Raw genomic sequence first — 24002 nt, 5'->3', positions numbered from 1 at the left:
TGCCCCGCGCTCTCTAGAACTCGTCTGTAAACGGAGCTTACTCGTTGACGGCCTTGGCGTGCTCAGTCTTCTCGACGATGCGGGCCGACTTGCCGCGAAGGTTGCGGAGGTAATAGAGCTTGGCACGACGCACCTTGCCGCGGCGCACCACCTTGATCGAGTCGATCATCGGGGAGAGCAGCGGGAACACGCGCTCGACACCCTCGCCATAGGAGATCTTGCGGACGGTGAAGCTCTCGTTGAGGCCGCCGCCGGAACGGCCGATGCAGACGCCTTCATAGGCCTGCACGCGGGTACGGTCGCCTTCGACGACCTTCACGTTGACGATCACGGTGTCACCGGGACCGAATTCCGGAATCTCCTTGCTGGCGGAGAGCTTGTCGAATTGCTCTTTTTCGAGCTGTTGGATCAGGTTCATGGGTATCTCCATCGGCGCGCCCAGCCGCAGGACGGGGGCTGCGCGAAATTCGTTGATCCAGCTATTGCGGATGTGGCCGCTCCTATAAGGCAAGCCGGAGCGTTTGTCACCCGTCTGTCTTGTTTTTTGGCGTTTTTTGGCGTCTGGCTCGATTCGGGGCTTTAGCCGGGATTTTGGCCCACAAATCAGGCCGCCGGGCCGCGGTCAGGGCCTCGGATTGTGCCCGCCGCCAGGCTGCAACCTTGGCGTGGTCGCCGGAGGTCAGGGTCTCCGGGATCGGAGCCCCCTCGAACAGCTGCGGGCGGGTGTATTGGGGGTACTCGAGGAGGCCCTCCGAGAAGCTTTCCTCGGTTCCCGAGGCCTCCTTGCCCATCACGCCGGGCAACAGCCGGACGCAGGCGTCGATCAGGGCTAGAGCGGCGATTTCGCCCCCGGACAGCACGTAGTCGCCGATCGAGACCTCCTCCAGGCCCCGTCCGTCGATCACCCGCTGGTCCACGCCCTCGAACCGTCCGCAAACGATCAGGGGACCCGGACCCTCGGCCAGTTCCATCACCCGGGCCTGGGTCAATGGCCGACCCCTCGGGCTCATCAGCAGTTTCGGCCGGTCCGGGCTGATCTCGACGGCATCGATCGCTGCCGCCAGAACATCGGCCCGCAGCACCATGCCGGGTCCGCCGCCGGCCGGGGTGTCATCGACGCTCCGATGCCGGTCGGTGGCCGAGGCCCGGATGTCCCGCGCCTCGAGCTCCCAGAGCCCGCCAGCCAGCGCCCGGCCGGCCAGGCTCACGCCGAGCGGCCCCGGAAACATCTCCGGAAACAGCGTCAGCACCGTCGCGCGCCAGGGTGAGGAGGTCGTCATTGCTTCCCGATCTCGTCGTCCCGGGGCGCGCGGAGCGCGAGCCCGGGACCCATAACCATCGCACTTCGTTTTGCGATGATCGAGGCTACCAGCTTAGCCAAAAAACCACGGCCTGCGATTATGGGTCCCCGCCTTCGCGGGGACGGCCCGTGGATAGGGCTTCGTCCTTGTCCTCACCCTCGATCTCCTGCGGCAGCGCGATCACGACGCGTCCGCCTGTGAGATCGACTTCCGGCACCACCGCGTTTGTAAACGGCAGCAGCATCGTCGTGCCCTTTGCAGATCCTTTGGGGGGAGCGATCTCGATGATGTCGCCGGCGCCGAAATTGTGGATCGCGAGCACGCGGCCGAGCGCGTCGCCGTCGGTGGTGACGGCGGCGAGCCCGATCAGGTCGGTGTGGTAATATTCGTCCGCATCGGTCGCGGGCAGCTTTTCGCGCGCGACGTAGAGCTCGATGCCGTTGAGGCGCTCGGCCTCATCGCGGGTCGTGACGCCCTTGAACGTCGCGACCAGATGATCCCTGGCCTCGCGCGCCTGCGCGACCTCGAACTGGCGCTTGCCGTCCTTGGCGAGAAGCGGACCGTAGCGTTTGATGGCAAAGGGATCTTCCGTGAAGGTCCACAGCTTGACCGCACCGCGCACACCATGGGCGGCGCCGATCCGCGCGACGCAGACCAGCGCCGACATGATCTGACCTTAACCCTTCGCGGCGGCTTCGGCCTGCGCCTTGCGCTCCTTGCGCGGCACGGCCTTCTCAGGGTTGTTGCGCGCTTCGCGCTTCTTGACGCCGGCGGCGTCGAGGAAACGCGCCACGCGGTCCGACGGCTGCGCACCCTTGGCGACCCAGGCCTTCACCTTGTCCATGTCGAGCTTGAGGCGGGCCTCGTTGTCCTTCGGCAGCAGCGGGTTGAAATAACCGAGACGCTCGATGAAGCGGCCATCGCGGGGAAAGCGCGAATCGGCGACGACGACGTGATAGACGGGGCGCTTCTTGGTGCCTGCACGAGCGAGGCGGATAACGACGGACATCTGGTTCTCCTTCAAAGTACAGTTTGTTCGGTTGATTGGTATTCCGCGTCGCGCGAGATGCTTAGGATCCCTCGCGACGAATTCCTCATTTCTTCTTGCCCGGAAATCCGCCGAGGCCCGGCAGCGTCGGCTTGCCGCTCAGCCCGGTCAGTCCGGGAACGTTGGGCAGGCCGGTGCGCAGACCAGCGGGCAAATCCTTCGGCAGGCTGGGCAGACCTTGTCCGCCGCCTTGCATCTTCTCCTGCAACGCCTTCATCTCTTCCGGTGAGGGCGGCTTCATGCCGCCGCCAAAGCCCATCGCCTGCGCAATGCCGGCGAGCGGGCCACGCTTGCCCGAGCCCATGGCCTTCATCACGTCGGCCATGTTCCGGTGCATCTTGAGCAGCTTGTTGACCTGCTCGACGCTCTGGCCGCTTCCTGCGGCGATGCGCTTCTTGCGGCTGGCCTTGAGCAGGTCGGGATGACGGCGCTCGTCGCGCGTCATGGAATCGATCACCGCGACCTGGCGCTTCAGGATCTTGTCGTCGATGCCGGCGGCCGCGATCTGGTTCTTCATCTTGGCGATGCCGGGCATCATGCCCATCAGCCCGCTGATGCCGCCCATGTTCGCCATCTGCAGCAGCTGCTCGCGCATGTCGTTGAGGTCGAACTGACCCTTGCGCATGCGCTCGGCGGTGCGCACGGCCTTTTCGGCGTCGATGTTGGCGGCAGCACGTTCGACCAGCGAGACCACGTCGCCCATGCCGAGGATGCGGCCGGCGATACGGTCGGGATGGAAATCTTCCAGCGCATCGGTCTTTTCACCGGTGCCGATCAGCTTGATCGGCTTGCCGGTGACGGCGCGCATCGACAGCGCGGCGCCGCCGCGGCCGTCGCCGTCGACGCGTGTTAGCACGATGCCGGTGAGGCCGACGCGCTGGTCGAACGCGCGCGCAAGATTCACGGCGTCCTGGCCGGTGAGGCTGTCGGCGACCAGCAGCACTTCATGCGGATTGGCGGCGGCTTTGATCGCCGCTGCTTCCGCCATCATGTCTTCGTCGAGCGTGGTGCGGCCGGCGGTATCGAGCAGCACGACATCGTAGCCGCCAAGCTTGCCGGCCTCCAGCGCGCGCTTCGCGATCTGAGCCGGCTGCTGACCGGCGACGATCGGCAGCGTCGGAATGTCGAGATCGCGCCCGAGCACGGCCAGCTGCTCCATCGCCGCCGGGCGATAGATGTCGAGCGAAGCCATCAGCACCTTGCGCTTGTCGCGCTGGACCATGCGGCGGGCGAGCTTGGCGGTGGTGGTGGTCTTACCGGAGCCTTGCAGGCCGACCATCATGATCGGAACCGGCGGCACGGAATTGATGTCGATGGTCTGGCTTTCGGCGCCGAGCGTGTTGATCAGCTCGTCATGGACGATCTTGACCACCATCTGGCCGGGCGTGACCGACTTGACGACGGTGGCGCCGATCGCCTGCTCGCGGACGCGCTCGGTGAAGCTGCGGACCACTTCGAGCGCGACGTCGGCCTCCAGCAGCGCGCGGCGCACCTCGCGCATCGCGGCGTCGACGTCCTTTTCGGTCAGCGCACCGCGCCCCGTCAGACGATCGAGAATGCCACCAAGCCGTTCCGACAGATTGTCGAACAATGCCGTTGTCCCTTGTCCTGCTCGCGCAGGGTTGCCGCGTTCACCACTGTCATGCCCCGGCTTGACCGGGGCACCTAGTACGCCGCGGCACCTCGGTTCAGCCGAGCTGCCTCTGGGATACTGGATCGCCCGATCAAGTCGGGCGATGACCACTTCCTAAGCAAGCGATCTTCCAAACACCTTTGCGCCCGAGGGCGCACAGCGCTGTCGGGCGTTGGCCTCTGGCCTCCAGGGCCAGTGGGCGGGTCGAAAAGAAAGCCTTTCCGAGAAAGTGGCGGGGTTAAACGCCGCTCCCGCCCAAAAGTCAAGGAAAGTTAGGGGGCCGGGGTGCCTTTGCCAGGGCAAGGCCCTGAGAATACGGAACTTTTGGCGGCCGGTTCCTTTTGCCTGGGCTCCGCCCATATAGAAGATGATGACTTACCTCCGTTACCATCCCTGAAGCCCGCTTGTGCCGATCACCCGCCGCCGCGTTTTCGGACTGCTCGCCGGTGGCGCCGCGCTGGTCGGTGTTCCGCCCCTCTGGATGTCCCGCATGAAAACCTATGACGGCCCGGTCTCCGACCATTTTGACGGCCTGACCTTCTTCGATCCCGACGGGGCGCCGCCGAGATCGCTCGGCGAGGTGCTGCGGTGGCAATTAGGTGGCCGGGGGCAGCGCGCGGACTGGCCCGACTGGGTGCCCAACCCCCATGCCGACACGCCGCCGCAGCGCGTCGAGGGCGACAAGGTGCGGCTCTCCTTCGTCGGCCACGTCAGCTGGCTGGTCCAGGCCGGCGGCCTCAACATCCTCGTCGATCCCGTCTGGTCCTCGCGGGTCTCGCCCGTCAGCTTTGCCGGACCGAAGCGGCACAACGACCCCGGCATTGCGTTCGAGAAGCTCCCGAAGATCGACGTCGTGTTGGTCTCGCACGGTCATTACGATCATCTGGATATTGCGACGCTGTCGCGGCTCGCGAAGAATTTTGCGCCGCGCGTGGTGACGCCACTCGGCAATGACGTGACGATGCGCAGCGCCGACTCGTCGATCAAGGCGGAGGCGTTCGATTGGCACGACCGCGTCGAGCTCGGCGGCGGCATCGCCGTGACGCTGGTGCCGACCCGGCACTGGTCGGCGCGCGGCATGTTCGATCGCAACAAGGCGCTGTGGGCGAGTTTCGTGCTGGAGACGCCTGCGGGAAAAATCTACGTCGTCTGCGATTCCGGCTATGGCGACGGCGGGCATTTCCGCCGCGTCGCGGAGAAGCACGGGCCGCTGCGTCTGGCGATCCTCCCGATCGGCGCCTACGAACCGCGCTGGTTCATGCGCGACCAGCACATGAATCCGGAAGACGCCGTGAAAGCGCTGGCCGATTGCGGCGCGCAAGCCGCGCTCGGGCATCATCACGGCACGTTCCAGCTGACCGATGAAGCGATCGACGCGCCGGCCAAGGCGCTGGTCGAAGCGTTGGATGCCGCGAAGCTTCCGCAGGAGCAGTTTGTGGCGATGCAGCCGGGGCAGGTGGTGGAGATCTGACTCCATCCACGTACACAACTGTGCCCCGGACGCAGCGCAGCGTCTCTTCGACGGTGCGCTGCAGAGCCGGGGCCCATGCAGCAGCACGTGCCGTTGGCTTTCTGGGTCCCGGCTCTGCGCAGCAGCGTTTCACGCTGCAGCGCGTCCGGGACACGAGACTTACTTGCCCTCAGGGCGAATAATCGCCCAGCTCACATTCACCGTCACCGACAGCGTTTCCTCGCCCGGCGCGACTGCCGCGGGCGCCGCCATCGGCGCTGTTGCCATTCTTGCCTTGAACAGCGGCACCGGAGCGCCGCCCTCGGATACGCTGAGTGGCGAGCCGAGCGTGACGCCGGTGGCCTTGGCGTAGATCTCGGCCTTGCGGCGGGCGTCCACGACCGCCTGTTCGCGGGCGTCGTCGAGCAGCTTTGAGGCCTGCGTCACCTCGAAGGAGATGTTGCCGATGTCGTTGGCGCCGGCGCCGACCAGCGTGTCGATGATGCCAGCGACCTTGGTCACGTCGCGGATCTTCACGGTAACGCGGTTAGAGGCGCGGAACCCGACCACGGGCGAAGCGCCGGTGGATTTGTTCTGGCAGTATTGCGGCTGCAAGGACAGGCGCGAGGTCTGATAGTCCTTCTCGGCGATGCCAGCGCCCTTCAGCGCCAGCAGTACCTTGCCCATCGCGGCGTTGTTGGCGTCGGAGGCTTCCTTCGCCGACTTGGCGTCGTTGGCGACGCCGGCGTCGATCTGCGCGAGATCGGGCGCCGCGGAGATCGTGGCTTCGCCGCTCACCGAGATCGCGGAGGGAAAATCGTCCGCGCGTGCGGGCGTCGCCAGCAGCGTGGCGGCGAAAGCGGCGGCAAGGGACGTAAAAAGGACGGCAGGCTTCTTCATCTCTCTCACTTCAATGGCACGAACACGTTGATCACGAGCTTGTCCTCCGCCGTCTTCAGGGGATCGGTGAGGTACTCCTCGATAAAGGTGTCCTTGGCTTCCAGCTTCTTGTCGTCGAGGTGATTGGTGATCGCCTCATAGGTGTTGTCCATGTTGTCGTAGGAGCCGCGATGGACGAATTTCAACGCCTTGCCTTCCGGCGATTTGCCGATGCTCATGTCCTTGGGCAGGTTCTTCGGGTCCTGCTCGACCGGGATCTCGGCCAGGAAGGTGAAGCCGGTGTCGTCGGTCGAGGTGTAGACGATCATCGAATTGCCGGCGGGCTTGATGCCCTGCTTGTCCAGCAGCGTGTTCAGCGCCTTGAAAGCGTCGATCAGCGTGTCGAAGGCCGAATCCCAATTGGCAGTGCCCTTGACCATCACGACCTTCTTCGGCTCGAGCGTGGTCTCCAGGCCAAAGGGATCGGCGGTCTGCACCGGGGCGGGCGTCGCGGCCGCAGCGGGCGGCGGGGCCGCCGGAGCGGGTGAGGGCGAAGCGCTGGCCGCAGGCGATGGCGCCGCCGCGGGCGCAGGCGCGGCACTTGCGGCCGGGGAGGGCGAGGCCGACGGAGCCGGCGAGGGGCTGGCCGACGCGGCGGGCGCCGGGCTCGGGGTCTGCGCCAGAGCGCCGGGCACGCCAAACGACATGGTCGCTGCCGGGATCAGCGCGAGCAGTGCGAGGCGACAAAAACGATTCATTCTATTCTCCCCAAGGGCTTATGCGCCAAGGCCTTACGTCCCCAAGGCCTTGAGCCGGCCGCGCGTCCCGGATTGCGCGAACCGTGCCGTTCTAACACGCGAGTGCCGAATTCGTCCCATGACAGATGCGTCATGGCTATGGCGGCAAATCACTGGCCAAGCCGCCAAGGATCGCCATATAAGGCAGGCGAAATTCGGGACATTTCATGAGCGCTCTGGCCAACCACGCATTTGCCAAGATGAACGGCATCGGCAACGAGATCGTCGTTGTCGACATGCGTGATTCCGCCGCGCCGGTGACGCCGGACGACGCCCGCGCGGTCGCGTCCGCGCCGGGCGGCGTGCCCTACGACCAGCTCATGGTGCTCCGGAAGCCGCGGTTTGACGGGACCGAGGCCTTCATCAGCATCTACAACAATGACGGCTCCGAGGCCGGCGCCTGCGGCAACGGCATGCGCTGCGTGGTGCGGCGCATCTTCGAGAAGACCGGGCAGACCACGGCAACGTTCGAGACCGCCGCGGGCCTGCTCAATTGCTGGCAGGGCCCGGCACCCGATCTCTACACCGTCGATATGGGCGCGCCAAAATTCGGCTGGCAGGACATTCCGCTGGCGGAAGAGTTTCGCGACACCCGCTACATCGAATTGCAGATCGGGCCGATCGACAATCCGATCCTGCATTCGCCCTCGGTGGTGAGCATGGGCAATCCGCATGCGATCTTCTGGGTCGAGGACGTCAACGCCTACGATCTCGAGCGTTTTGGTCCGCTGCTGGAAAATCATCCGATCTTCCCCGAACGTGCCAACATCACGCTCGCCCATATCGTCGATCCCCAGCACATCACGATCCGCACCTGGGAGCGTGGCGCGGGCCTGACCAGAGCTTGCGGTTCGGCGGCCTGCGCGACCGCGGTCGCTGCCGCGCGGCTGAAGCGCACCGAGCGCAATGTCGAGATCACGCTGCCCGGCGGCAAGCTCGGGATCGAATGGCGTGAAAACGACGACCACGTGCTGATGACGGGCCCCGCGACCTTCGAATATGAGGGCTCCTTCGATCCGGCGCTGTTCGCGCCGGTCGGCTGATGGCCGTCGACGTCGTCACCTTCGGCTGCCGCCTCAACGCCTTCGAGGCCGAATTGATCCGCCGCGAGGCCGAGGGCGCGGGCCTTTCCGATACCATCGTCATCAACAGCTGCGCCGTCACCAACGAAGCGGTGGCGCAGGCGCGCCAGTCGATCCGTAAATTGAAGCGCGAACGGCCGGGCGCGCGCATCGTCGTCACCGGCTGTGCGGCGCAGACGCAGAGCCAGATGTTCGCAGACATGGCCGAGGTCGATCGCGTCCTCGGCAATGACGACAAGATGCGCGCTTCCTCGTGGCAGGAGACGCGCAACGCTTTCGATATTGGCGCCAGCGAAAAGATCGCCGTCAGCGACATCATGGCGGTGAAGGAGATGGCGCCGCATCTGATCGACGGCTTTGCGAGCGGCCTGCCGCGCGTGTTCGTGCAGGTGCAGAACGGCTGCGACCATCGCTGCACGTTCTGCATCATCCCCTACGGCCGCGGCAATTCACGCTCGGTGCCAATGGGCGCGGTGGTCGATCAGGTGCGGGCGCTGGTTGCGCGCGGCCATGCCGAGATCGTGCTGACCGGTGTGGATCTCACCAGCTATGGCGCCGACCTGCCGGGTGCACCGAGACTCGGCATGCTGACCAAGCAGATCTTGCGGCATGTGCCGGAGCTGAAGCGCCTGCGCATCTCCTCGATCGATTCGATCGAGGCCGATGCCGATCTGCTGGATGCCATCGGCGACGATGCGCGCCTGATGCCGCATCTGCACCTGTCGCTGCAATCCGGCGACGACATGATTTTGAAGCGCATGAAACGGCGGCATTCGCGCAACGACGCGATCGCGTTCTGCGATCAGGTCCGCCGTCTGCGCCCGGACATCGCCTTCGGCGCCGACATCATTGCGGGCTTTCCGACCGAGACCGAGGAGATGTTTTCGCGCTCGCTAGATATCGTGGAGGAGTGCGGCCTGACGTTCCTGCACGTCTTCCCGTATTCGCCACGCCCCGGCACGCCGGCCGCGCGGATGCCGCAGGTCGCGGGCGGTGCGATCAAGGAGCGTGCGAAGCGGCTGCGTGCGGCGGGCGAAGTGGCATTACGACGGCGGCTGCAAGAGGAAGTGGGTACGACGCGCGATGTGCTGATCGAGAGCGACAGCCAGGGCCGCACGGAGCATTATCTGCCGGTGGCGATCGCGGGTGAACGTATTGGCCGTGTGGTGCCGCTGCTGATTGCCGGCAGCGATGGCGAGCGGTTGACCACGTAAGCAGTGCTTGCTTCCTTCTCCCCTTGTGGGAGAAGGTGGCGCGAAGCGCCGGATGAGGGGTTGCGTCCGCAAGCGCGGAGTTGAGTTTGCGGAGAGAGACCCCTCACCCGCCTCGCTTCGCGATGCACCCTCTCCCACAAGGGGAGAGGGGAAGAGCCTACAACGCCCGCACCTGCCAGAATCGCAGCGTCCGCCGCGCGTTCTCCGACGTCATTCGCGCGTAATTGCTTTTCGCCCTCGCGATATCAGCGGGTTTCATCGCGCCGGTGGCAAAGCGACTCTCGAGCACGGCGGCTGTGGTTTCCCAGCTGAGCTGGGCCGCCTTGCACGGCACCAGCAGGCCGTCCTCGCGCAGGCTCTGCATCAGCGGGCGAATCACCTCAATGGTCGATCCGGACAGGGCCGCCAGGGCAGCCACGGCTTCCTCGTAGCGCCGCTGTGTGGCGAAGCCGAGCAGCGTCGCTTCGGTCAGCTGGCCCGTCGCCTTGAGATTTGCGATGGCCCGCTTGGCGCCTTCGAAATCGCGCACGACCGACATCTCGCGCTCGACACCGACGGTCACGGCGGCGATCGCGCCCTGGATCTCCTCGAACAGATGCGGCGGTGCGCGCGACAGCAGCCGGGTGCGCACGGCATCCGTCGCAGAACGCAGCAACCGGCGGCGCAAATCGGACGGCAGGTCGACGCGGACGCCGACGCTCACGGCGAGCTCGGGATCGGCCTCCGCCTGCCCGACGATGACGGCAAATCCGTTTCCGGAAACGCGCGCGCCGGGATTGGCGGCAAGCCGCCGGCTGACGCTGGGATAGCGCCGCGCCAGCAGCGCGTCGGTGACGATCTCCTTGAGCCACCAGCGACCGGCGACCGCGAGCAGATGCGATTCGCCCTTGCTGGAGGCGATCTTCACCAGCTCGCCATCGTCGAGGCGCGCGGATTCCTGGAGCACGGGGCCGGCGATGCGAATTTCGTCATTATTGGCGAGGCGGCGGATCACGGAGGGCGGCGCCTGCGCGATCGGCGCAAGCTGCGCGCTGATCTCGGCCAGCGCAACGCGTGCGCCCATGTCGGCGATGGCGCGCAGCTCGATGGTGCCGATCAGGCGCTCGAGCACGTCGTCGAACAGCGCGATCTGCTCGTTGCCAAAACTTCCGGCGGAGGAGAGGAACAGGTCGGTGACGCGGCGGGCCGTTTCCAGGCCCTTTTCCGCCGAGCCGAGCCGAATCGCGGATTCGACTTCATCGATGATCGAAAACTCGGCCGTGGACATGACGCGTTGCTCGTCCTGAGCGAATGACGGAAGCTTGTTCTAAGCAATCGCTATCAATAGAGACGAGCACTGAACGTTTCGTAAACCACGGCCCATGACCCTCATCCTGAGGAGCCCGCGAAGCGGGCGTCTCGAAGGATCGAGGCCCGGCTGCAACCAGCGGGCCTTTCATGGTTCGAGACGGCCGCTATGCGGCCTCCTCACCATGAGGGTCTGGCAACGTTATTCCCCGTTCCACCCGCAGGCGCGGAGCTTCTCGTGCATGTGGGGCGGGGCCGGCGCGACCACGCGGATCGGCTCCTTGTTCCGGGAGATCGGCACCACGATCTCGCGGGAATGCAGGTGCAGCCGCGGCTCGCCGAAGCGCGGGCCGTTGCCGTAAATGTTATCGCCGAAGATCGGCCAGCCGGTCGACGCCGAATGCACCCGCAATTGATGGGTTCGGCCGGTCACCGGTTCCATGGCGAGCCAGGTCAGCCCGTCGCCCCGGCCCATCACCTTCCAGTTGGTGATCGCCTTCTGGCCCTCGGGATCGGGTTTCTGCCACCAGCCGCGCTCGGCATTGAGCCGGCCGAGTGGCATGTCGATGGTGCCTTCGTCCTCGGCAGGGCCGCCCTCGGCCACGGTCCAGTAGGTCTTGCCGATCTTGCCGTGCTTGAAGAGGAGGCCGAGCGAGGCCGTCGCCTTGCGATGGCGGCCGAGCACGAGGCACCCGGAGGTGTCCTTGTCCAGCCGGTGGGCCAGCACCGGCGGCCGCGGCAGGCCGAAACGAAGCGCGTCGAACGACGTTTCCAGATTGGCCCCGCCCTTGGGGCCGCGATGCACCGGCAGGCCGGCGGGCTTGTCGATGACCAGCATCAGCCCGTCGCGATGGAGCACGCGCGCCAGGATCTCGTCGGCGGTCAATTCGGGAACATCGAGCAATTGCAAGACTTTCGGTCAACACTTTCGTTTGGGAGCCGGAACGGCTAACACACCGCCACCATGAACGATACCACGTCAGATCCCCCCAAGCTGAGCTGGTGGCGCCGCCTGTCCAACGGGCTGAAGCGCACCTCGTCCTCGCTCGGGACCGCGGTCGCCGACCTCGTCACCAAGCGCAAGCTCGACCGCGCCATGCTCGACGACATCGAGGACGTGCTGCTGCGCGCCGACCTCGGCACGTCGGTCGCGGTGCGGATCGCGGACGCCGTCGGCACGGGGCGCTATGACAAGGCGATCTCGGCGGACGAGGTCAAGGACGTCGTCGCCACCGAGGTCGAGAAGGTGCTGGCGCCGGTGGCGAAGCCGCTCGAGATCGACGCGGGCAGGAAGCCGTTCGTCATCCTCGTCGTCGGCGTCAACGGCTCCGGCAAGACCACAACCATCGGAAAGCTCTCGCAGAAATTCGCATCCGAAGGCCGCAAGGTGATGCTGGCCGCCGGCGATACGTTTCGCGCGGCAGCGATCGAGCAGCTCAAGGTCTGGGGCGAGCGCACCAGGACGCCGGTCATCGCCGGCACGCAGGGCTCGGATTCGGCAAGCCTAGCCTTCAACGCGCTGACGGCAGCGAAGGAGCAGGCCATCGACGTGCTCCTGATCGACACCGCCGGCCGCCTGCAGAACAAGGCCGAGCTGATGAACGAGCTCGAAAAGGTCGTGCGCGTGATCCGCAAGGTGGACGACACTGCGCCGCATGCCGTCTTGCTGGTGCTTGATGCTACGGTCGGCCAGAACGCGCTGTCGCAGGTCGAGGCCTTCCATCGCACGGCGGGGGTCACCGGCCTCGTGATGACGAAGCTCGACGGCACCGCGCGCGGCGGCATTCTGGTGGCGCTCGCGGAGAAATTCAAACTGCCGGTGCACTTCATCGGCGTCGGCGAAGGCGTCGACGATCTCGCGCCGTTCACCGCGCGCGATTTCGCCCGTGCGATCGCCGGAATCGAATAGCGTCATCCTTCGAGACGCCGCTTGCGCGGCTCCTCAGGATGAGGTCGTGCCACACATGAGGTCCTCATCCTGAGGAGACCGCGAAGCGGTCGTCTCGAAGGGTGGGAGAGACGGAAGAGAGAATGGACAAGACCCAGCCGCATCCGCTGTTCAAGCTCGCGACCGAGCTCGGTCCGCTGCTCGTGTTCTTCTTCGTGAATGCGAAGTTCAATCTGTTCGCCGCGACCGGCGCCTTCATGGTCGCGATCGTGGCGGCGATGATCGCGTCCTATGTGGTGACGCGCCATATCCCGATCATGGCGATCGTGACAGGCGTGATCGTGCTGGTGTTCGGCACGCTGACGCTGGTGCTGCACGACGAGACCTTCATCAAGGTCAAGCCGACCATCATCTACGGCCTGTTCGCGGCGATCCTCGGCGGCGGGCTGTTGTTCGGCCGCTCCTTCATCGCCGTGATGTTCGACCAGATGTTCAACCTGACCCCGCAGGGCTGGCGCATCCTCACGCTGCGCTGGGCGCTGTTCTTCGCCGGCATGGCCATCCTGAACGAGATCGTCTGGCGCACCCAGAGCACGGATTTCTGGGTGAACTTCAAGGTGTTCGGCGTCACGCCGATCACGATGATCTTCGCCATCGCCCAGATGCCGCTGACCAAGCGCTACGGGATCGAGCCGGCGTCGCTGGAGGCGAGCGAGGCCGACGCGGGGGATGTGCGGAAGGGGTAGCGTCAGCGCTTGCCGCGCGCCTTTCGTCCCGAAGATGTCTTGCGTCCCGAAGACGTCTTGCGCGCCACCTTCGGAAGATCCTTGTCCGGGCTCACACCTTCCAGCCGGTGATCGGCAGAGAGTTGAACGGACAGCGCCGGTTGCGTGCCGGCAATGACGGTTCCGAGTGCAGTGATCGAAGGGACGAAGAAGTAGCCTCCGCCGGACGCCGTCACGAATTCTCCGTCGGCCTCGACCCGCGCCTGCTGCAATCCCTTGCCGAAAATGCCGCACCTGCGCACGCCGTCCGCCGCCGCCGCGTTTTGCCCGACGATCATGTCATGGCCGCTCGGTGCCTTGGGTCGCGATTCGTCGTTGATCCATCGCGCCTGGAGGAATTCGAATTGCTCCTCGATCGAGCTTTGAATGCTCAGGAACAACAATCCGCGCTCCGGTTCGCCCTCCACCTTCCTGGCGTAGCGATTTTTGAGTGACGGGCCGAAGGGGACGCCGACGCGCAGGAGTCTCCGCTCGTAGGTGGAGCTGCGTCCGCCCATATCCGAGGGCGCATCTCGCGTGTTCACCTTGCGGATGTGTGCGGCAAGCGGGCACGTCCGTCCGACCGGATCCGCCTCGGCCTGCGGAAACGGGTCCTTGCCGCCGATGAGCTTCAAGGCATGCGTGTTGGAATCAAAGCGGAAGTGATTGTTGGCGAACGAGTTCTCACCCAGGTCCTCGTCGTCGCCCTCGGGCACCCGGTTGACGGGCGCTCCGCTCGGCCAACGTCCGACCAGCCGGGACGCAAGCGTTTTCTCGTCCATCTTGTCGAAGCCGGGAAGGGTAGAGAGACGCTCCGCTTCATCGCGCATCGTTCGCCAGAACAGGCCGACATCCTGCAACAGGCGGCGATAGACCAGATAGGACCCGTTTCGCATCCACCACGGTGATGGTTCGAGGACAGGGCCCGGTATCAGCGGGTCCGGGCCTGTTTGCGGATAACCGATGACGAATTCACCCGGCCAAACCAGGTCTTGTCCCGGATAGCCATAGAGCGCGGCCGCCGGAAATTGTGAGCGGTCCACATATCTGTCGGTGATGAAGTCGTCATCTGCGCCGGACGCTCGTCCGCGGACGCCAGGTTGCGACACACCATCGTCGAAGCCGAAGTGCTCGTGACCGACCTGGCCCTCGACGTCGTCCCGGACATTGCCGACCTGCTCGTTGACCTTGGCGCCGGTGGCCACGAAGGCCTTCACGATCTCGTCCGCCCGCAGCCGGACAGATTTCCGGTCGTCGCCGGCGACGACCACGAGAATGTCGAGTTCCTCACTGGGCTTGCCGACGCTCCATGTCGTCGGATTGCCGGGCGTGCCCGGCGTCGTCGAGTCACCCAGCAAGGCGGAGCGCGCGACCATCCCGTTCTTGTACGCTACGCTCGGGATCAGCGCGGCGCCGACCGCGAGATCGAACAGTCCCTGGTAGCCGAAGCCGATCGCCACCAGGGGCGGGAACACCGTCTTCTGCTTCTGGTCGGAGGACTTGGAGCTGGGCGATTTGGCCAACTGCCGGTGTTCGCGGCGATCGCGCAAGGTGTCGGCCGCGGTCGAGATATCGGGCGTCAGCTTCGCCAGAAGCGTTCTGAGGCTCGCCATGTCGGCCTCTTTGCGCTGATAGCGAATGCCCAGCAGAATTTGATGCGGCTTCAGGAAGCCGGGCACCGCGATCCCCTGGATGTCGTCCATGTCGAGGACAGGCTCGAGCGGCCAAGGCATGTTACCGGCGCTGCTCATCGGACCCCCCTGACGGGCCGCGCGCTTGCAAGTGCTGCGCGGGTCACCCGCTGCTCCAGTTCTCCGCTTTCATGGACGAAGGCCGGGATAGTCCCGTTGGGCACCCCCATTCGCGAGCGCACGAAAACTTCGCGGGCGCCGACGGGATCGACATTTCCGACGGTCGGCATCGGCAGCGACGGATTGTTCGTCGAGCCAAGCGCCCCCGCCGCGCCGACGAGCTTGACCGTGATGCATTCGGCGATGTGCCCGCCGAACGCGATGGGAACGCCGCCGATCGTGATGTCGGACACCGTGAACTCGCCGCCGGGCACTTCCACGACCAAGCGCTCGATGAGATGAGGCTGCCCGCGCACGACATGGACGCAATCGTTCCTGCTCATGCCGCCGGGAAACTCCCAGCCTGCGAGGTCGATGTGATCCATGTAGAGCCCGACGGGGTTTGCCAGCGTGACCATGGCCCCCGCTCTGGCGAGCGCGTTCACGGTAGCGGCTATCGTCGGATCGCTGTTGCGGTTCGGCCCGCCCATGCCCGTGCCCGCGATGAATGCGTCGGGATCGACCACCGGATTGCCATGCGCATTATGATAGAGCTGGGTGGCGTCGGCGCCGAGCTGGATCTCGGCGGTCAGCGCGTTGGGCGGTGCGGTCAGGTGCACGATGCCGTGCGTCGTATTCCACTTGTTGTGGGGGTTGTAGTCGCCGGGATTCAAATTGCCGAAGGGCGAATTGATCGGCGTCTGCGCCTGGAGGTCCTTCATCTCGACCTTGGGGCTGACGAGCTTGCGATAGAGCTCCAGCACCAGATCCTTGGACCCCGGGAAGGGGACACTCGATCCAGGCACCGTGCCGCCATACATCGCGAACCAATATTCCGGTGGCTCGGACGTGAAGCACACGCGGCGGATTCGGCCCGAATCCGGATCGCGGTCGACGTGCCATTCACAATATTCGACCAAAGGCCGGTAGAAGATGTCGTCGGGAAAGTCGACGCCCGGCGCGCCGGCGCCGGTACGCGCCGGTACGTCCGGGTTGTAGCGCCAATCATATCGATATGCCGACATCGGCCACAGCTGGTCGGCCTCGATCAGCGCGCGCCTCCGGCCGAAACGACGCAGCAACTCCTTGGGAAACGCATTCCAGAGAACCGCCTGCTCGATCGTCGGGCCGGGGTCGAACCGTACGGCGGAGAAGAAAGCGGAGCGCGCCGTCGCACCCTTTGCAACTTTCTGCAAGGCAGCTTCTTCTACGCCGATCGAGGAATCAAAAGCCTCGAGAACAAACTTGTGCCAGGCCTCGCGCTGTCCCTCGATGAGGTCGAAATCCGTCATCCGCGCGGGAGGGTCGTAGGCTTCGAGCAGCGCCATGCGCAATTCCTCGCTCACAAGCAATCGTCATAAAAATTCAAAAATGAAATCGATGACTGGAATGGCCGGTCACTGGTGGCGAGCCTAGCTCTCACCCTTTGGTTGTCAAGCAGGGTTGGTGAGAATTTCGCGAAGCAATGAGGGATGCCGGCAGGCCTCCACGTCTCTACTTCAACGCCTTCTCCATCTGCGGCAACAACACGGTCCGCAGATTGTCCGGCGTGATCGGTCCCACCAGCTTGTAGACGATGGTGCCTTCGCGCCCGACCACGAACGTCTCCGGCACGCCATAGACGCCCCATTCGATCGAGGCGCGGCCGTTGGCGTCCACACCGACGCGGCCGAACGGGTTGCCGTAGCGGCCGAGGAAACGGCGCGCGTTGTCGGCCGCGTCCTTGTAGTTGATGCCGACGAGCTGGAAGCGTTTGTCCTTGGCGAGCTCGGTCAGGAGCGGCGCTTCGTCATGGCAGGGCACGCACCAGGACGCCCAGACATTGACGAGGCTGACCTTCCCTTTGAACGCGGCGGGATCGAGGCCCGGCACCTGCGAATTGTCGGCCTGCAATCCCTCGAGCGCCGGCAGCGCGGTCTGCGGCGCCGGCCGGCCGATCAGCGCGGACGGAATCCGCGAGGGATCGCCGCTGCCGAGCCGGAACCAGAACAGCAGCGCCAGGGCGATGAAGGCGATCAGCGGCAGCACCATCAGGAAGGTGCGGCGCTGCGGCGGAGCGGAAGTCGGTTGATCGCTCATGATTGATCGCTCATGGCGTGTCCGTTGCGCTGCGTCCGGAGCGACGGGTGACGCCGCTGCGGTCGAGCTCGCGCAGGCGCTCCGTCTGGCTGCGATAGTCGAGCACGATCCAGCCGATCAGGATCACGACCACGAGCGCCGCCGCGGCATAGGACGTCACGATGAAGGACGCGTAGGGACCAAGTGACATCGTCATGCGGCCTTCTGGCTCGCTTGCATCATCTGCAAGGAGCGGACGCGGCGGCGCAGGATCTCGTTGCGCATCGCCGCCAGGTGCAACGTGACGAACAGCAGCGTGAACGCGATGGCCATCAGCAGCAGCGGGATCAGGAACGATTTGTCGAGCGTCGAGCCGCCCATGCGCATCACCGACGCCGGCTGGTGCAGCGTGTTCCACCAGTCGACCGAGAACTTGATGATCGGCAGGTTGATCGCGCCGACCAGCGTCAGCACCGCGGCGGCGCGCGCCGCGCGCGAGGGATCCTCGACCGCGCGCCACAGCGCCATCAGGCCGAGATACATCAGGAAGAGGATCAGCACCGAGGTCAGCCGCGCATCCCATTCCCAATAGGTGCCCCACATCGGCCGGCCCCACAGCGATCCCGTGAGCAGCGCGAGGAAGGTGAAGGCGGCGCCGATCGGCGCGGCGGCTTTGGCGGCGACGTCGGCGAGCGGATGCCGCCACACCAGCGTGCCCAATGAGGCGATGCTCATCACGCCCCAGACGAACATCGACAGCCAGGCGTTGGGCACGTGGATGAACATGATCTTCACCGTCGCGCCCTGCTGGTAGTCGTCGGGCGCGAGAGCGGACTGGTAGAGGCCGATGGTGAGCAGGAAGACGGTCGCGGCCGCAAGCCACGGCAGCACCCGCGCCGTCAGCGCGAGGAACCGTGTCGGATTGGCGAGATCGATCAGCGTCATGGTATTCTGATAATCACAGGTCAGCACTCACGCAATCAGCATAAAAGCGCGCAGCGAAAGTTGATCGGGGTCAAGGGCAATCCGGCCCATTTCAATCGAGACCATGGCGCAGGCTCGCCGCCGCCGCGAAAGGGCCGATGACGAGGCTGACCAGCGACAGCGCGCACAGGATCGAGAACGGTGCGCCGAACGTCATCGGACCGACGATCACGGCCTGCGAGGCCGCGACGCCGAAAATCAGCACCGGGATCGACAGCGGCAGCACCAGCACGGCCATCAGCAGTCCGCCCCGGTGCAGCGTCACCGCCAGCGCCGCGCCGATCATGCCGGTGAAGGTCAGCGCCGGCGTACCGGCCAGGAGCGTCAGCGCCACCGCCCCGGTCGCGACCATGTCGAGGTTGAGCAGCAGGCCGAGCACCGGGGTTGCGACAATCAGTGGCAGGCCCGCGGCCAGCCAATGCGCCAGCGCCTTGGCGGCGCAGGCGAGTTCCAGCGGCGTCCGGCTCATCGTGATCAGGTCGAGCGAGCCGTCCTCGTGGTCGGCCATGAACAGCCGGTCCAGGGTGAGCAGGCTTGCCAGCAGCGCGCCGAGCCACAGGATCGCCGGCCCCAGCCGCGACAGCAGCGCCAGATCCGGCCCCACCGCGAACGGCATCAGCACGACGACGGTCAGGAAGAACAGCACCCCGATCAATGCCCCGCCGCCGACACGGAGCGCGATCCGGATGTCCCGGCGGATGAGGGCGGACAGGGCGGTCATGGGGTGGCCTCGATGGGCACGGCTGCACTCCCTCCCCCCTTGCGGGGGAGGGTCGGGGAGGGGGGTAGCCCCGGGAGAGATGTCTGTTTCGGGCAGATTGTCCGCAACAGAGCAGCCGCTTCCCAACTGCTTGAGCCGATAGAGCGCGCCGTGTGGCACCCCTCTCCCTGACCCTCCCCCGCATCCGCCTTCGCCAAGGCTTCGGCGGACAGGAGGGGGGAGGGAACGGAGAGGGCGGAGCCCAGCCGCTTAGAAAGCTGAGGGTCCGTCGGAATCATGTCATTTCCCCAATCCTCAGCTCCCGCGAATCGATGCCGAGCGGCGCATGGGTCGCAGCGATGATCAGGCCGCCGCGGCCGAGATGCTCCCGCATCAGGCCCTCGAACATGCCCTGGCCGGCCACGTCCAGCGCCGTGGTCGGCTCGTCCAGCAGCCAGACCGGGCGGCGCACCGTCAGCAGCCGGGCCAGCGACAGGCGGCGGCGCTGGCCGGCGGACAGGAAGGCCGCGGGCAGGTGAGTGGCGTGATCGAGCCCGACGATGGCGAGGCTCTTGGCCGCATCACTGCGCTCGCCGCCCAGAAAATCAGCCCAGAATGACAGGTTTTCCGCCACGCTCAGTGCCGGCTTCAGGGCGTCGCGATGGCCGAGATAGTGGCACTGCTCCGGCAGCGTCAGCTCGGCATCGCCGCCATCGAGCGCGATTGTCCCGCCGGCCGGAATCAGCAGGCCCGCGATCAGCCGCAGCAGCGAGGTCTTGCCCGAGCCGTTCCGGCCCACGACCGCCACGGCTTCGCCCGAGACCGCCTCGAAATCGAGCCCGGAAAACACCTCGCGCCCGCCGCGCACGCAAACGACCCCGCGTCCGGACAGCTGCATCTTGCCTTGGTTCAATCCGCTCAAAGCCTGGCCTCAGGAAATCTTGGGGTAGCGCATGGGAATTTTTGGCTCGCGGATTGCTGCGGCACGTTTGTGGCTGTGGCGGCGCGGTTAGAAAGCTTCTATAAGCCCGGAACTACTTGATGCAGCAACTCAACCTGCCCCTGCAAGCGACCCAGCCGGACTCGCTGACGGTGTTAAAATACCCCTTGCCGGGTATAACTAACAATTGGGATTTCCTACATGACCTCGCTCGACAGCTTCAAATGCAAAAAGACCCTCAAGGTCGGCGCCAAGACCTATGTCTATTACAGCCTGCCCACGGCCGAGAAGAATGGTCTGAAGGGAATTTCGAAACTCCCCTATTCGATGAAGGTTCTGCTCGAGAACCTCCTGCGCAACGAGGACGGCCGCACGGTCAAGAAGGAAGACATCGTGGCGGTGTCGAAGTGGCTGCGCAAGAAGTCGCTGGAGCATGAGATCGCATTCCGCCCGGCCCGCGTGCTGATGCAGGATTTCACCGGCGTGCCGGCCGTGGTCGATCTCGCCGCGATGCGCAACGCGATGCAGAAGCTCGGCGGCGATGCCGAGAAGATCAACCCGCTGGTTCCGGTCGACCTCGTCATCGACCACTCCGTGATCGTGAACTTCTTCGGCGACAACAAGGCCTTCGGCAAGAACGTCACCGAGGAATACAAGCAGAACCAGGAGCGCTACGAGTTCCTGAAGTGGGGCCAGAAGGCGTTCTCGAACTTCTCGGTCGTGCCGCCCGGCACCGGCATCTGCCATCAGGTCAATCTCGAATATCTCTCCCAGACGGTCTGGACCAAGAAGGAGAAGATGACGGTCGGCAAGAAGACCGGCACCTTCGAGGTCGCCTATCCCGACTCGCTGGTCGGCACCGACTCCCACACCACCATGGTCAACGGTCTCGCCGTGCTCGGCTGGGGCGTCGGCGGCATCGAGGCGGAAGCCTGCATGCTCGGCCAGCCGCTGTCGATGCTGCTGCCTACCGTCGTCGGCTTCAAGCTGAAGGGCGCGATGAAGGAAGGCGTCACCGCGACCGACCTCGTGCTGACCGTGACGCAGATGCTGCGCAAGCTCGGCGTGGTCGGCAAGTTCGTCGAGTTCTTCGGTCCCGGCCTTGATCACCTGTCCGTCGCCGACAAGGCGACCATCGCCAACATGGCGCCGGAATATGGCGCGACCTGCGGCTTCTTCCCGGTCGACGCTGCTGCGCTCGATTACCTCAAGACCTCCGGCCGCGCTCCGGCGCGCGTCGCGCTGGTGCAGGCCTATGCCAAGGCGCAGGGCCTGTTCCGCACCGCCAAGTCGGCCGATCCGGTGTTCACGGAAACGCTGACCCTCGACCTCGGCGACGTCGTTCCCTCGATGGCCGGTCCGAAGCGTCCCGAAGGCCGCATCGCGCTGCCGTCGGTCGCCGAAGGCTTTTCGCTCGCGCTCGGCACCGAGTACAAGAAGACCGACGAGCCCGGGAAGCGCTTTGCCGTCGACGGCAAGAACTTCGAGATCGGTCATGGCGACGTCGTGATCGCCGCCATCACCTCCTGCACCAACACCTCGAATCCGAGCGTCTTGATCGGCGCCGGCCTGCTTGCGCGCAACGCTGCCGCCAAGGGCCTCAAGGCAAAACCGTGGGTGAAGACGTCACTCGCGCCGGGCAGCCAGGTGGTCGCGGCCTATCTCGCCGATTCCGGTCTGCAGGCTGATCTCGACAAGGTCGGCTTCAACCTGGTCGGCTTCGGCTGCACCACCTGCATCGGGAATTCCGGTCCGCTGCCCGAGGAGATCTCGAAGTCGATCAACGACAACGGCATCGTCGCGGCCGCCGTGCTCTCCGGCAACCGCAACTTCGAAGGCCGCGTCTCGCCGGACGTGCAGGCGAATTATCTCGCTTCGCCGCCGCTGGTCGTCGCCCACGCGCTCGCGGGCAGCGTCACCAAGAACCTCGCCGTCGAGCCGCTCGGTGAAGGCAAGGACGGCAAGCCGGTGTACCTCAAGGACATCTGGCCGACGACGAAGGAGATCAACGCCTTCATGAAGAAGTTCGTGACCGCGTCGATCTTCAAGAAGAAGTATGCCGACGTGTTCAAGGGCGACACCAACTGGCGCAAGATCAAGACGGTCGAGAGCGAGACCTATCGCTGGAACATGAGCTCGACCTATGTGCAGAACCCGCCCTATTTCGACGGCATGAAGAAGGAGCCGGAGCCGGTCACCGACATCATCGAGGCGCGCATCCTCGCCATGTTCGGCGACAAGATCACCACCGACCACATCTCGCCGGCCGGTTCGATCAAGCTCACCTCGCCCGCCGGCAAATATCTCAGCGAACACCAGGTGCGTCCGGCCGACTTCAACCAGTACGGCACGCGTCGCGGCAACCATGAAGTGATGATGCGCGGCACCTTCGCCAACATCCGCATCAAGAACTTCATGCTGAAGGGCGCTGACGGAAATATCCCGGAAGGCGGTCTCACCAAGCACTGGCCCGACGGCGAGCAGATGTCGATCTACGACGCCGCGATGAAGTACCAGCAGGAGCAGGTGCCGCTGGTGGTGTTCGCCGGCGCCGAATACGGCAACGGTTCCTCGCGCGACTGGGCTGCGAAGGGCACGCGCCTGCTCGGCGTCCGCGCCGTGATCTGCCAGAGCTTCGAGCGCATCCACCGCTCCAACCTGGTCGGCATGGGCGTGCTGCCGCTGACCTTCGAAGAGGGCACCTCCTGGTCGTCGCTCGGCCTGAAGGGCGACGAGAAGGTCACGCTGCGCGGCCTGGTCGGCGACCTGAAGCCGCGTCAGAAGCTGACCGCGGAGATCGTCTCCGGCGACGGTTCGTTGCAGCGGGTTTCGCTGCTTTGCCGCATCGATACGCTGGATGAGCTCGATTACTACCGGAACGGCGGCATTCTGCACTACGTGCTGCGCAAGCTCGCGGCCTAAGCGCGAATTTGTGAACGGTGGCTCACCGCGACGTGAGTAGAAGGTTAAACGAGGGCGGCCTATCACAAGGCCGCCTTCGTGCGTTAGAACACGCGTCCGATGGTCCCGCCCGGCGGAAAACCTCGCCCCGGACGGTTGAATGTACGATGCCCGTAAGACTACGGTGACCATCAGGCGATAGGATCTTCCCCCACGCGTGCGAGGTGTGACGTTCAAAATGACTGCAATGATGGCTTCTAATCTGGTTTCGCGCTGGTCCGGTGCACTCTGGTCGGGAGCACTTGGTATCTGCGCCATCGTCGCCGTCATCCGTCCCGCCGAGGCTGATCCTCGCGCCGTAGTCGAGCTCTTCACATCGCAGGGCTGCTCCTCCTGCCCGCCCGCCGACCAGGTCATCGGCGATCTCTCCAACGACCCGTCGATCATCGCGCTGAGCATGCCGATCGACTATTGGGATTATCTCGGCTGGAAGGACACGCTTGCGGATTCGCGCTTCTCGGCGCGGCAGCGCGCCTATTCGCGCATGCGCGGCGACCGCGAGGTCTATACGCCGCAAGTCGTGGTCAACGGTTCGACGCATGTCATCGGCAGCGATCGCGCCGGCATCGAGAGCGCGATCGGCAAGACCGACAACGGCGCAGGCGTAATGAGCGTGCCGGTGACGATGTCGCTTGCAGGCAAGCAGATCAACGTGTCGGTGGCGGCGAGCAAGGAGTCGGCGGTCTCGCACGGTGAGGTCTGGATCTGCTCGATCACGAAATCGGTGCCGATCGCAATCAGCCGCGGCGAAAATCGCGGACAGCAGATCACCTATCACAACGTCGTGCGCAACCTGCTCAAGGTCGGCGACTGGAACGGGCGTCCGGAAAGCTGGACGGTGCCGTTGGAAAATCTCACGCGCGACGGCGTCGACGGCGCTGTGGTCTATGTCCAGGACGGCAGCCGTGAGAAGCCGGGTGCGATGCTCGGCGCAGCTTACACGTCGCTGCACTAGATCAGATTTCTCTCGCCAGCGTCGTACTCGCTCTCACGCCTCATGGTGAGGAGCGCCCTTGCGCGCGAGGCGGACGATGCTACGCGTCGCCGCGAGAACTATGCAGGCGCGGCTGATGCAGCGGCCTTCCATCCTGCGAGACGCCGCCTCGCGGCTCCCCAGGATGAGGGGAGAGAGTCGTCTTCGCGTCAATCAGAGGGAAGTTGGTCGTGCCGGAAACATCTCGGCACAAACCAAAAAGGACCAACTTGCGTTGGCCCTCCTTGTCGCG

23 protein-coding genes are annotated in these 24002 nt (G+C 65.2%); 7 read left to right on the top strand and 16 right to left on the bottom strand.

Annotated features, from left to right (window positions below):
- Nucleotides 1–37 precede the first annotated feature (37 nt).
- The 5 genes from rplS to ffh form a co-directional block, all read right to left on the bottom strand.
- Nucleotides 38–418: a 50S ribosomal protein L19 gene (gene rplS, locus AB7535_RS35310; RefSeq protein ID WP_063980390.1), complete on the bottom strand. Its 381-nt coding sequence runs from the start codon at nucleotides 416–418 to the stop codon at nucleotides 38–40.
- 106 nt (nucleotides 419–524) lie between these two features.
- Entirely contained in the window at nucleotides 525–1280 is a 756-nt protein-coding gene (trmD, locus tag AB7535_RS35305; RefSeq protein WP_135217131.1) for a tRNA (guanosine(37)-N1)-methyltransferase TrmD, read from the bottom strand.
- A gap of 118 nt (nucleotides 1281–1398) precedes the next feature.
- The gene (gene rimM, locus AB7535_RS35300) at nucleotides 1399–1968 is read right to left on the bottom strand and encodes a ribosome maturation factor RimM (RefSeq protein WP_354113490.1); all 570 of its coding nucleotides are present in this window, start codon (nucleotides 1966–1968) and stop codon (nucleotides 1399–1401) included.
- Between the two features lie 9 nt (nucleotides 1969–1977).
- The gene (gene rpsP / locus AB7535_RS35295) at nucleotides 1978–2310 is read right to left on the bottom strand and encodes a 30S ribosomal protein S16 (protein ID WP_063980395.1); all 333 of its coding nucleotides are present in this window, start codon (nucleotides 2308–2310) and stop codon (nucleotides 1978–1980) included.
- A gap of 85 nt (nucleotides 2311–2395) precedes the next feature.
- Nucleotides 2396–3940 carry a signal recognition particle protein gene (ffh, locus tag AB7535_RS35290; RefSeq protein ID WP_354113489.1) on the bottom strand — a complete coding sequence of 515 codons (1545 nt, stop codon included), beginning with the start codon at nucleotides 3938–3940 and terminating at the stop codon, nucleotides 2396–2398.
- 448 nt (nucleotides 3941–4388) lie between these two features.
- On the opposite strand from ffh, the gene AB7535_RS35285 reads away from it, so the two are divergent.
- A complete protein-coding gene (locus tag AB7535_RS35285; RefSeq protein ID WP_354113488.1) occupies nucleotides 4389–5453 on the top strand; it encodes an MBL fold metallo-hydrolase in 1065 nt (354 codons plus the stop codon).
- Between the two features lie 159 nt (nucleotides 5454–5612).
- Here AB7535_RS35285 and AB7535_RS35280 read toward each other — a convergent pair whose 3' ends face one another.
- Both AB7535_RS35280 and AB7535_RS35275 read right to left on the bottom strand, forming a co-directional pair.
- Nucleotides 5613–6332 (bottom strand): SIMPL domain-containing protein, encoded by a 720-nt coding sequence (locus AB7535_RS35280; RefSeq protein WP_439037496.1) that lies wholly within the window; start codon nucleotides 6330–6332, stop codon nucleotides 5613–5615.
- Between the two features lie 5 nt (nucleotides 6333–6337).
- On the bottom strand, nucleotides 6338–7069 hold the full coding sequence (locus AB7535_RS35275) for a GyrI-like domain-containing protein (RefSeq protein ID WP_135217126.1): 732 nt from the start codon (nucleotides 7067–7069) through the stop codon (nucleotides 6338–6340).
- A 206-nt stretch (nucleotides 7070–7275) separates the two neighbouring features.
- Here AB7535_RS35275 and dapF point away from each other — a divergent pair, with 206 nt between their 5' ends.
- Nucleotides 7276–8151 (top strand): diaminopimelate epimerase, encoded by an 876-nt coding sequence (gene dapF / locus AB7535_RS35270; protein WP_208083917.1) that lies wholly within the window; start codon nucleotides 7276–7278, stop codon nucleotides 8149–8151.
- Entirely contained in the window at nucleotides 8151–9404 is a 1254-nt protein-coding gene (gene mtaB / locus AB7535_RS35265) for a tRNA (N(6)-L-threonylcarbamoyladenosine(37)-C(2))-methylthiotransferase MtaB (RefSeq protein WP_354113487.1), read from the top strand. Before dapF ends, mtaB begins: the two co-directional genes overlap by 1 nt.
- A gap of 157 nt (nucleotides 9405–9561) precedes the next feature.
- On the opposite strand, the gene AB7535_RS35260 is transcribed toward mtaB, so the two are convergent.
- Together AB7535_RS35260 and AB7535_RS35255 are read right to left on the bottom strand one after the other, a co-directional pair.
- On the bottom strand, nucleotides 9562–10671 hold the full coding sequence (locus AB7535_RS35260; RefSeq protein WP_085398325.1) for a DUF2336 domain-containing protein: 1110 nt from the start codon (nucleotides 10669–10671) through the stop codon (nucleotides 9562–9564).
- Between the two features lie 222 nt (nucleotides 10672–10893).
- Nucleotides 10894–11595 (bottom strand): RluA family pseudouridine synthase, encoded by a 702-nt coding sequence (locus AB7535_RS35255; RefSeq protein ID WP_354113573.1) that lies wholly within the window; start codon nucleotides 11593–11595, stop codon nucleotides 10894–10896.
- 60 nt (nucleotides 11596–11655) lie between these two features.
- Between AB7535_RS35255 and ftsY the strand changes: the two genes are divergently transcribed.
- Nucleotides 11656–12600: a signal recognition particle-docking protein FtsY gene (ftsY, locus tag AB7535_RS35250; protein ID WP_354113486.1), complete on the top strand. Its 945-nt coding sequence runs from the start codon at nucleotides 11656–11658 to the stop codon at nucleotides 12598–12600.
- Nucleotides 12601–12722: 122 nt separating this feature from the next.
- Nucleotides 12723–13325 (top strand): septation protein A, encoded by a 603-nt coding sequence (locus AB7535_RS35245; RefSeq protein ID WP_135215834.1) that lies wholly within the window; start codon nucleotides 12723–12725, stop codon nucleotides 13323–13325.
- 2 nt (nucleotides 13326–13327) lie between these two features.
- Here AB7535_RS35245 and AB7535_RS35240 read toward each other — a convergent pair whose 3' ends face one another.
- From AB7535_RS35240 to ccmA, 7 genes are all read right to left on the bottom strand, one after another.
- On the bottom strand, nucleotides 13328–15094 hold the full coding sequence (locus AB7535_RS35240) for a Dyp-type peroxidase (protein WP_354113485.1): 1767 nt from the start codon (nucleotides 15092–15094) through the stop codon (nucleotides 13328–13330).
- Nucleotides 15091–16461, bottom strand: a complete 1371-nt coding sequence (locus tag AB7535_RS35235; RefSeq protein WP_354113484.1) for a hypothetical protein — start codon at nucleotides 16459–16461, stop codon at nucleotides 15091–15093. Before AB7535_RS35235 ends, AB7535_RS35240 begins: the two co-directional genes overlap by 4 nt.
- A 166-nt stretch (nucleotides 16462–16627) precedes the next feature.
- Entirely contained in the window at nucleotides 16628–17212 is a 585-nt protein-coding gene (locus AB7535_RS35230; protein WP_085398328.1) for a DsbE family thiol:disulfide interchange protein, read from the bottom strand.
- Between the two features lie 10 nt (nucleotides 17213–17222).
- The gene (gene ccmD, locus AB7535_RS35225) at nucleotides 17223–17408 is read right to left on the bottom strand and encodes a heme exporter protein CcmD (protein ID WP_014490637.1); all 186 of its coding nucleotides are present in this window, start codon (nucleotides 17406–17408) and stop codon (nucleotides 17223–17225) included.
- Nucleotides 17405–18136, bottom strand: coding sequence for a heme ABC transporter permease (locus AB7535_RS35220; RefSeq protein ID WP_354113572.1), 732 nt, complete (start codon nucleotides 18134–18136; stop codon nucleotides 17405–17407). Before AB7535_RS35220 ends, ccmD begins: the two co-directional genes overlap by 4 nt.
- 91 nt (nucleotides 18137–18227) lie before the next feature.
- Complete coding sequence (ccmB, locus tag AB7535_RS35215; RefSeq protein ID WP_028150494.1) at nucleotides 18228–18896, bottom strand: heme exporter protein CcmB; 669 nt, start codon at nucleotides 18894–18896, stop codon at nucleotides 18228–18230.
- Between the two features lie 274 nt (nucleotides 18897–19170).
- Nucleotides 19171–19773 carry a heme ABC exporter ATP-binding protein CcmA gene (gene ccmA / locus AB7535_RS35210; RefSeq protein ID WP_135215836.1) on the bottom strand — a complete coding sequence of 201 codons (603 nt, stop codon included), beginning with the start codon at nucleotides 19771–19773 and terminating at the stop codon, nucleotides 19171–19173.
- 243 nt (nucleotides 19774–20016) lie between these two features.
- Here ccmA and acnA point away from each other — a divergent pair, with 243 nt between their 5' ends.
- Both acnA and AB7535_RS35200 read left to right on the top strand, forming a co-directional pair.
- Nucleotides 20017–22737 (top strand): aconitate hydratase AcnA, encoded by a 2721-nt coding sequence (gene acnA / locus AB7535_RS35205; protein ID WP_063980406.1) that lies wholly within the window; start codon nucleotides 20017–20019, stop codon nucleotides 22735–22737.
- 217 nt (nucleotides 22738–22954) lie between these two features.
- On the top strand, nucleotides 22955–23731 hold the full coding sequence (locus tag AB7535_RS35200; RefSeq protein WP_135215832.1) for a DUF1223 domain-containing protein: 777 nt from the start codon (nucleotides 22955–22957) through the stop codon (nucleotides 23729–23731).
- Nucleotides 23732–24002: the final 271 nt, after the last annotated feature.

It is taken from the genome of Bradyrhizobium sp. 956_D2_N1_4, assembly GCF_052076025.1.
Classification (GTDB): domain Bacteria; phylum Pseudomonadota; class Alphaproteobacteria; order Rhizobiales; family Xanthobacteraceae; genus Bradyrhizobium; species Bradyrhizobium barranii.
The sequence above is the reverse complement of the archived record's forward strand: the minus strand, read 5'-3'. Positions and strand labels throughout refer to the sequence as shown.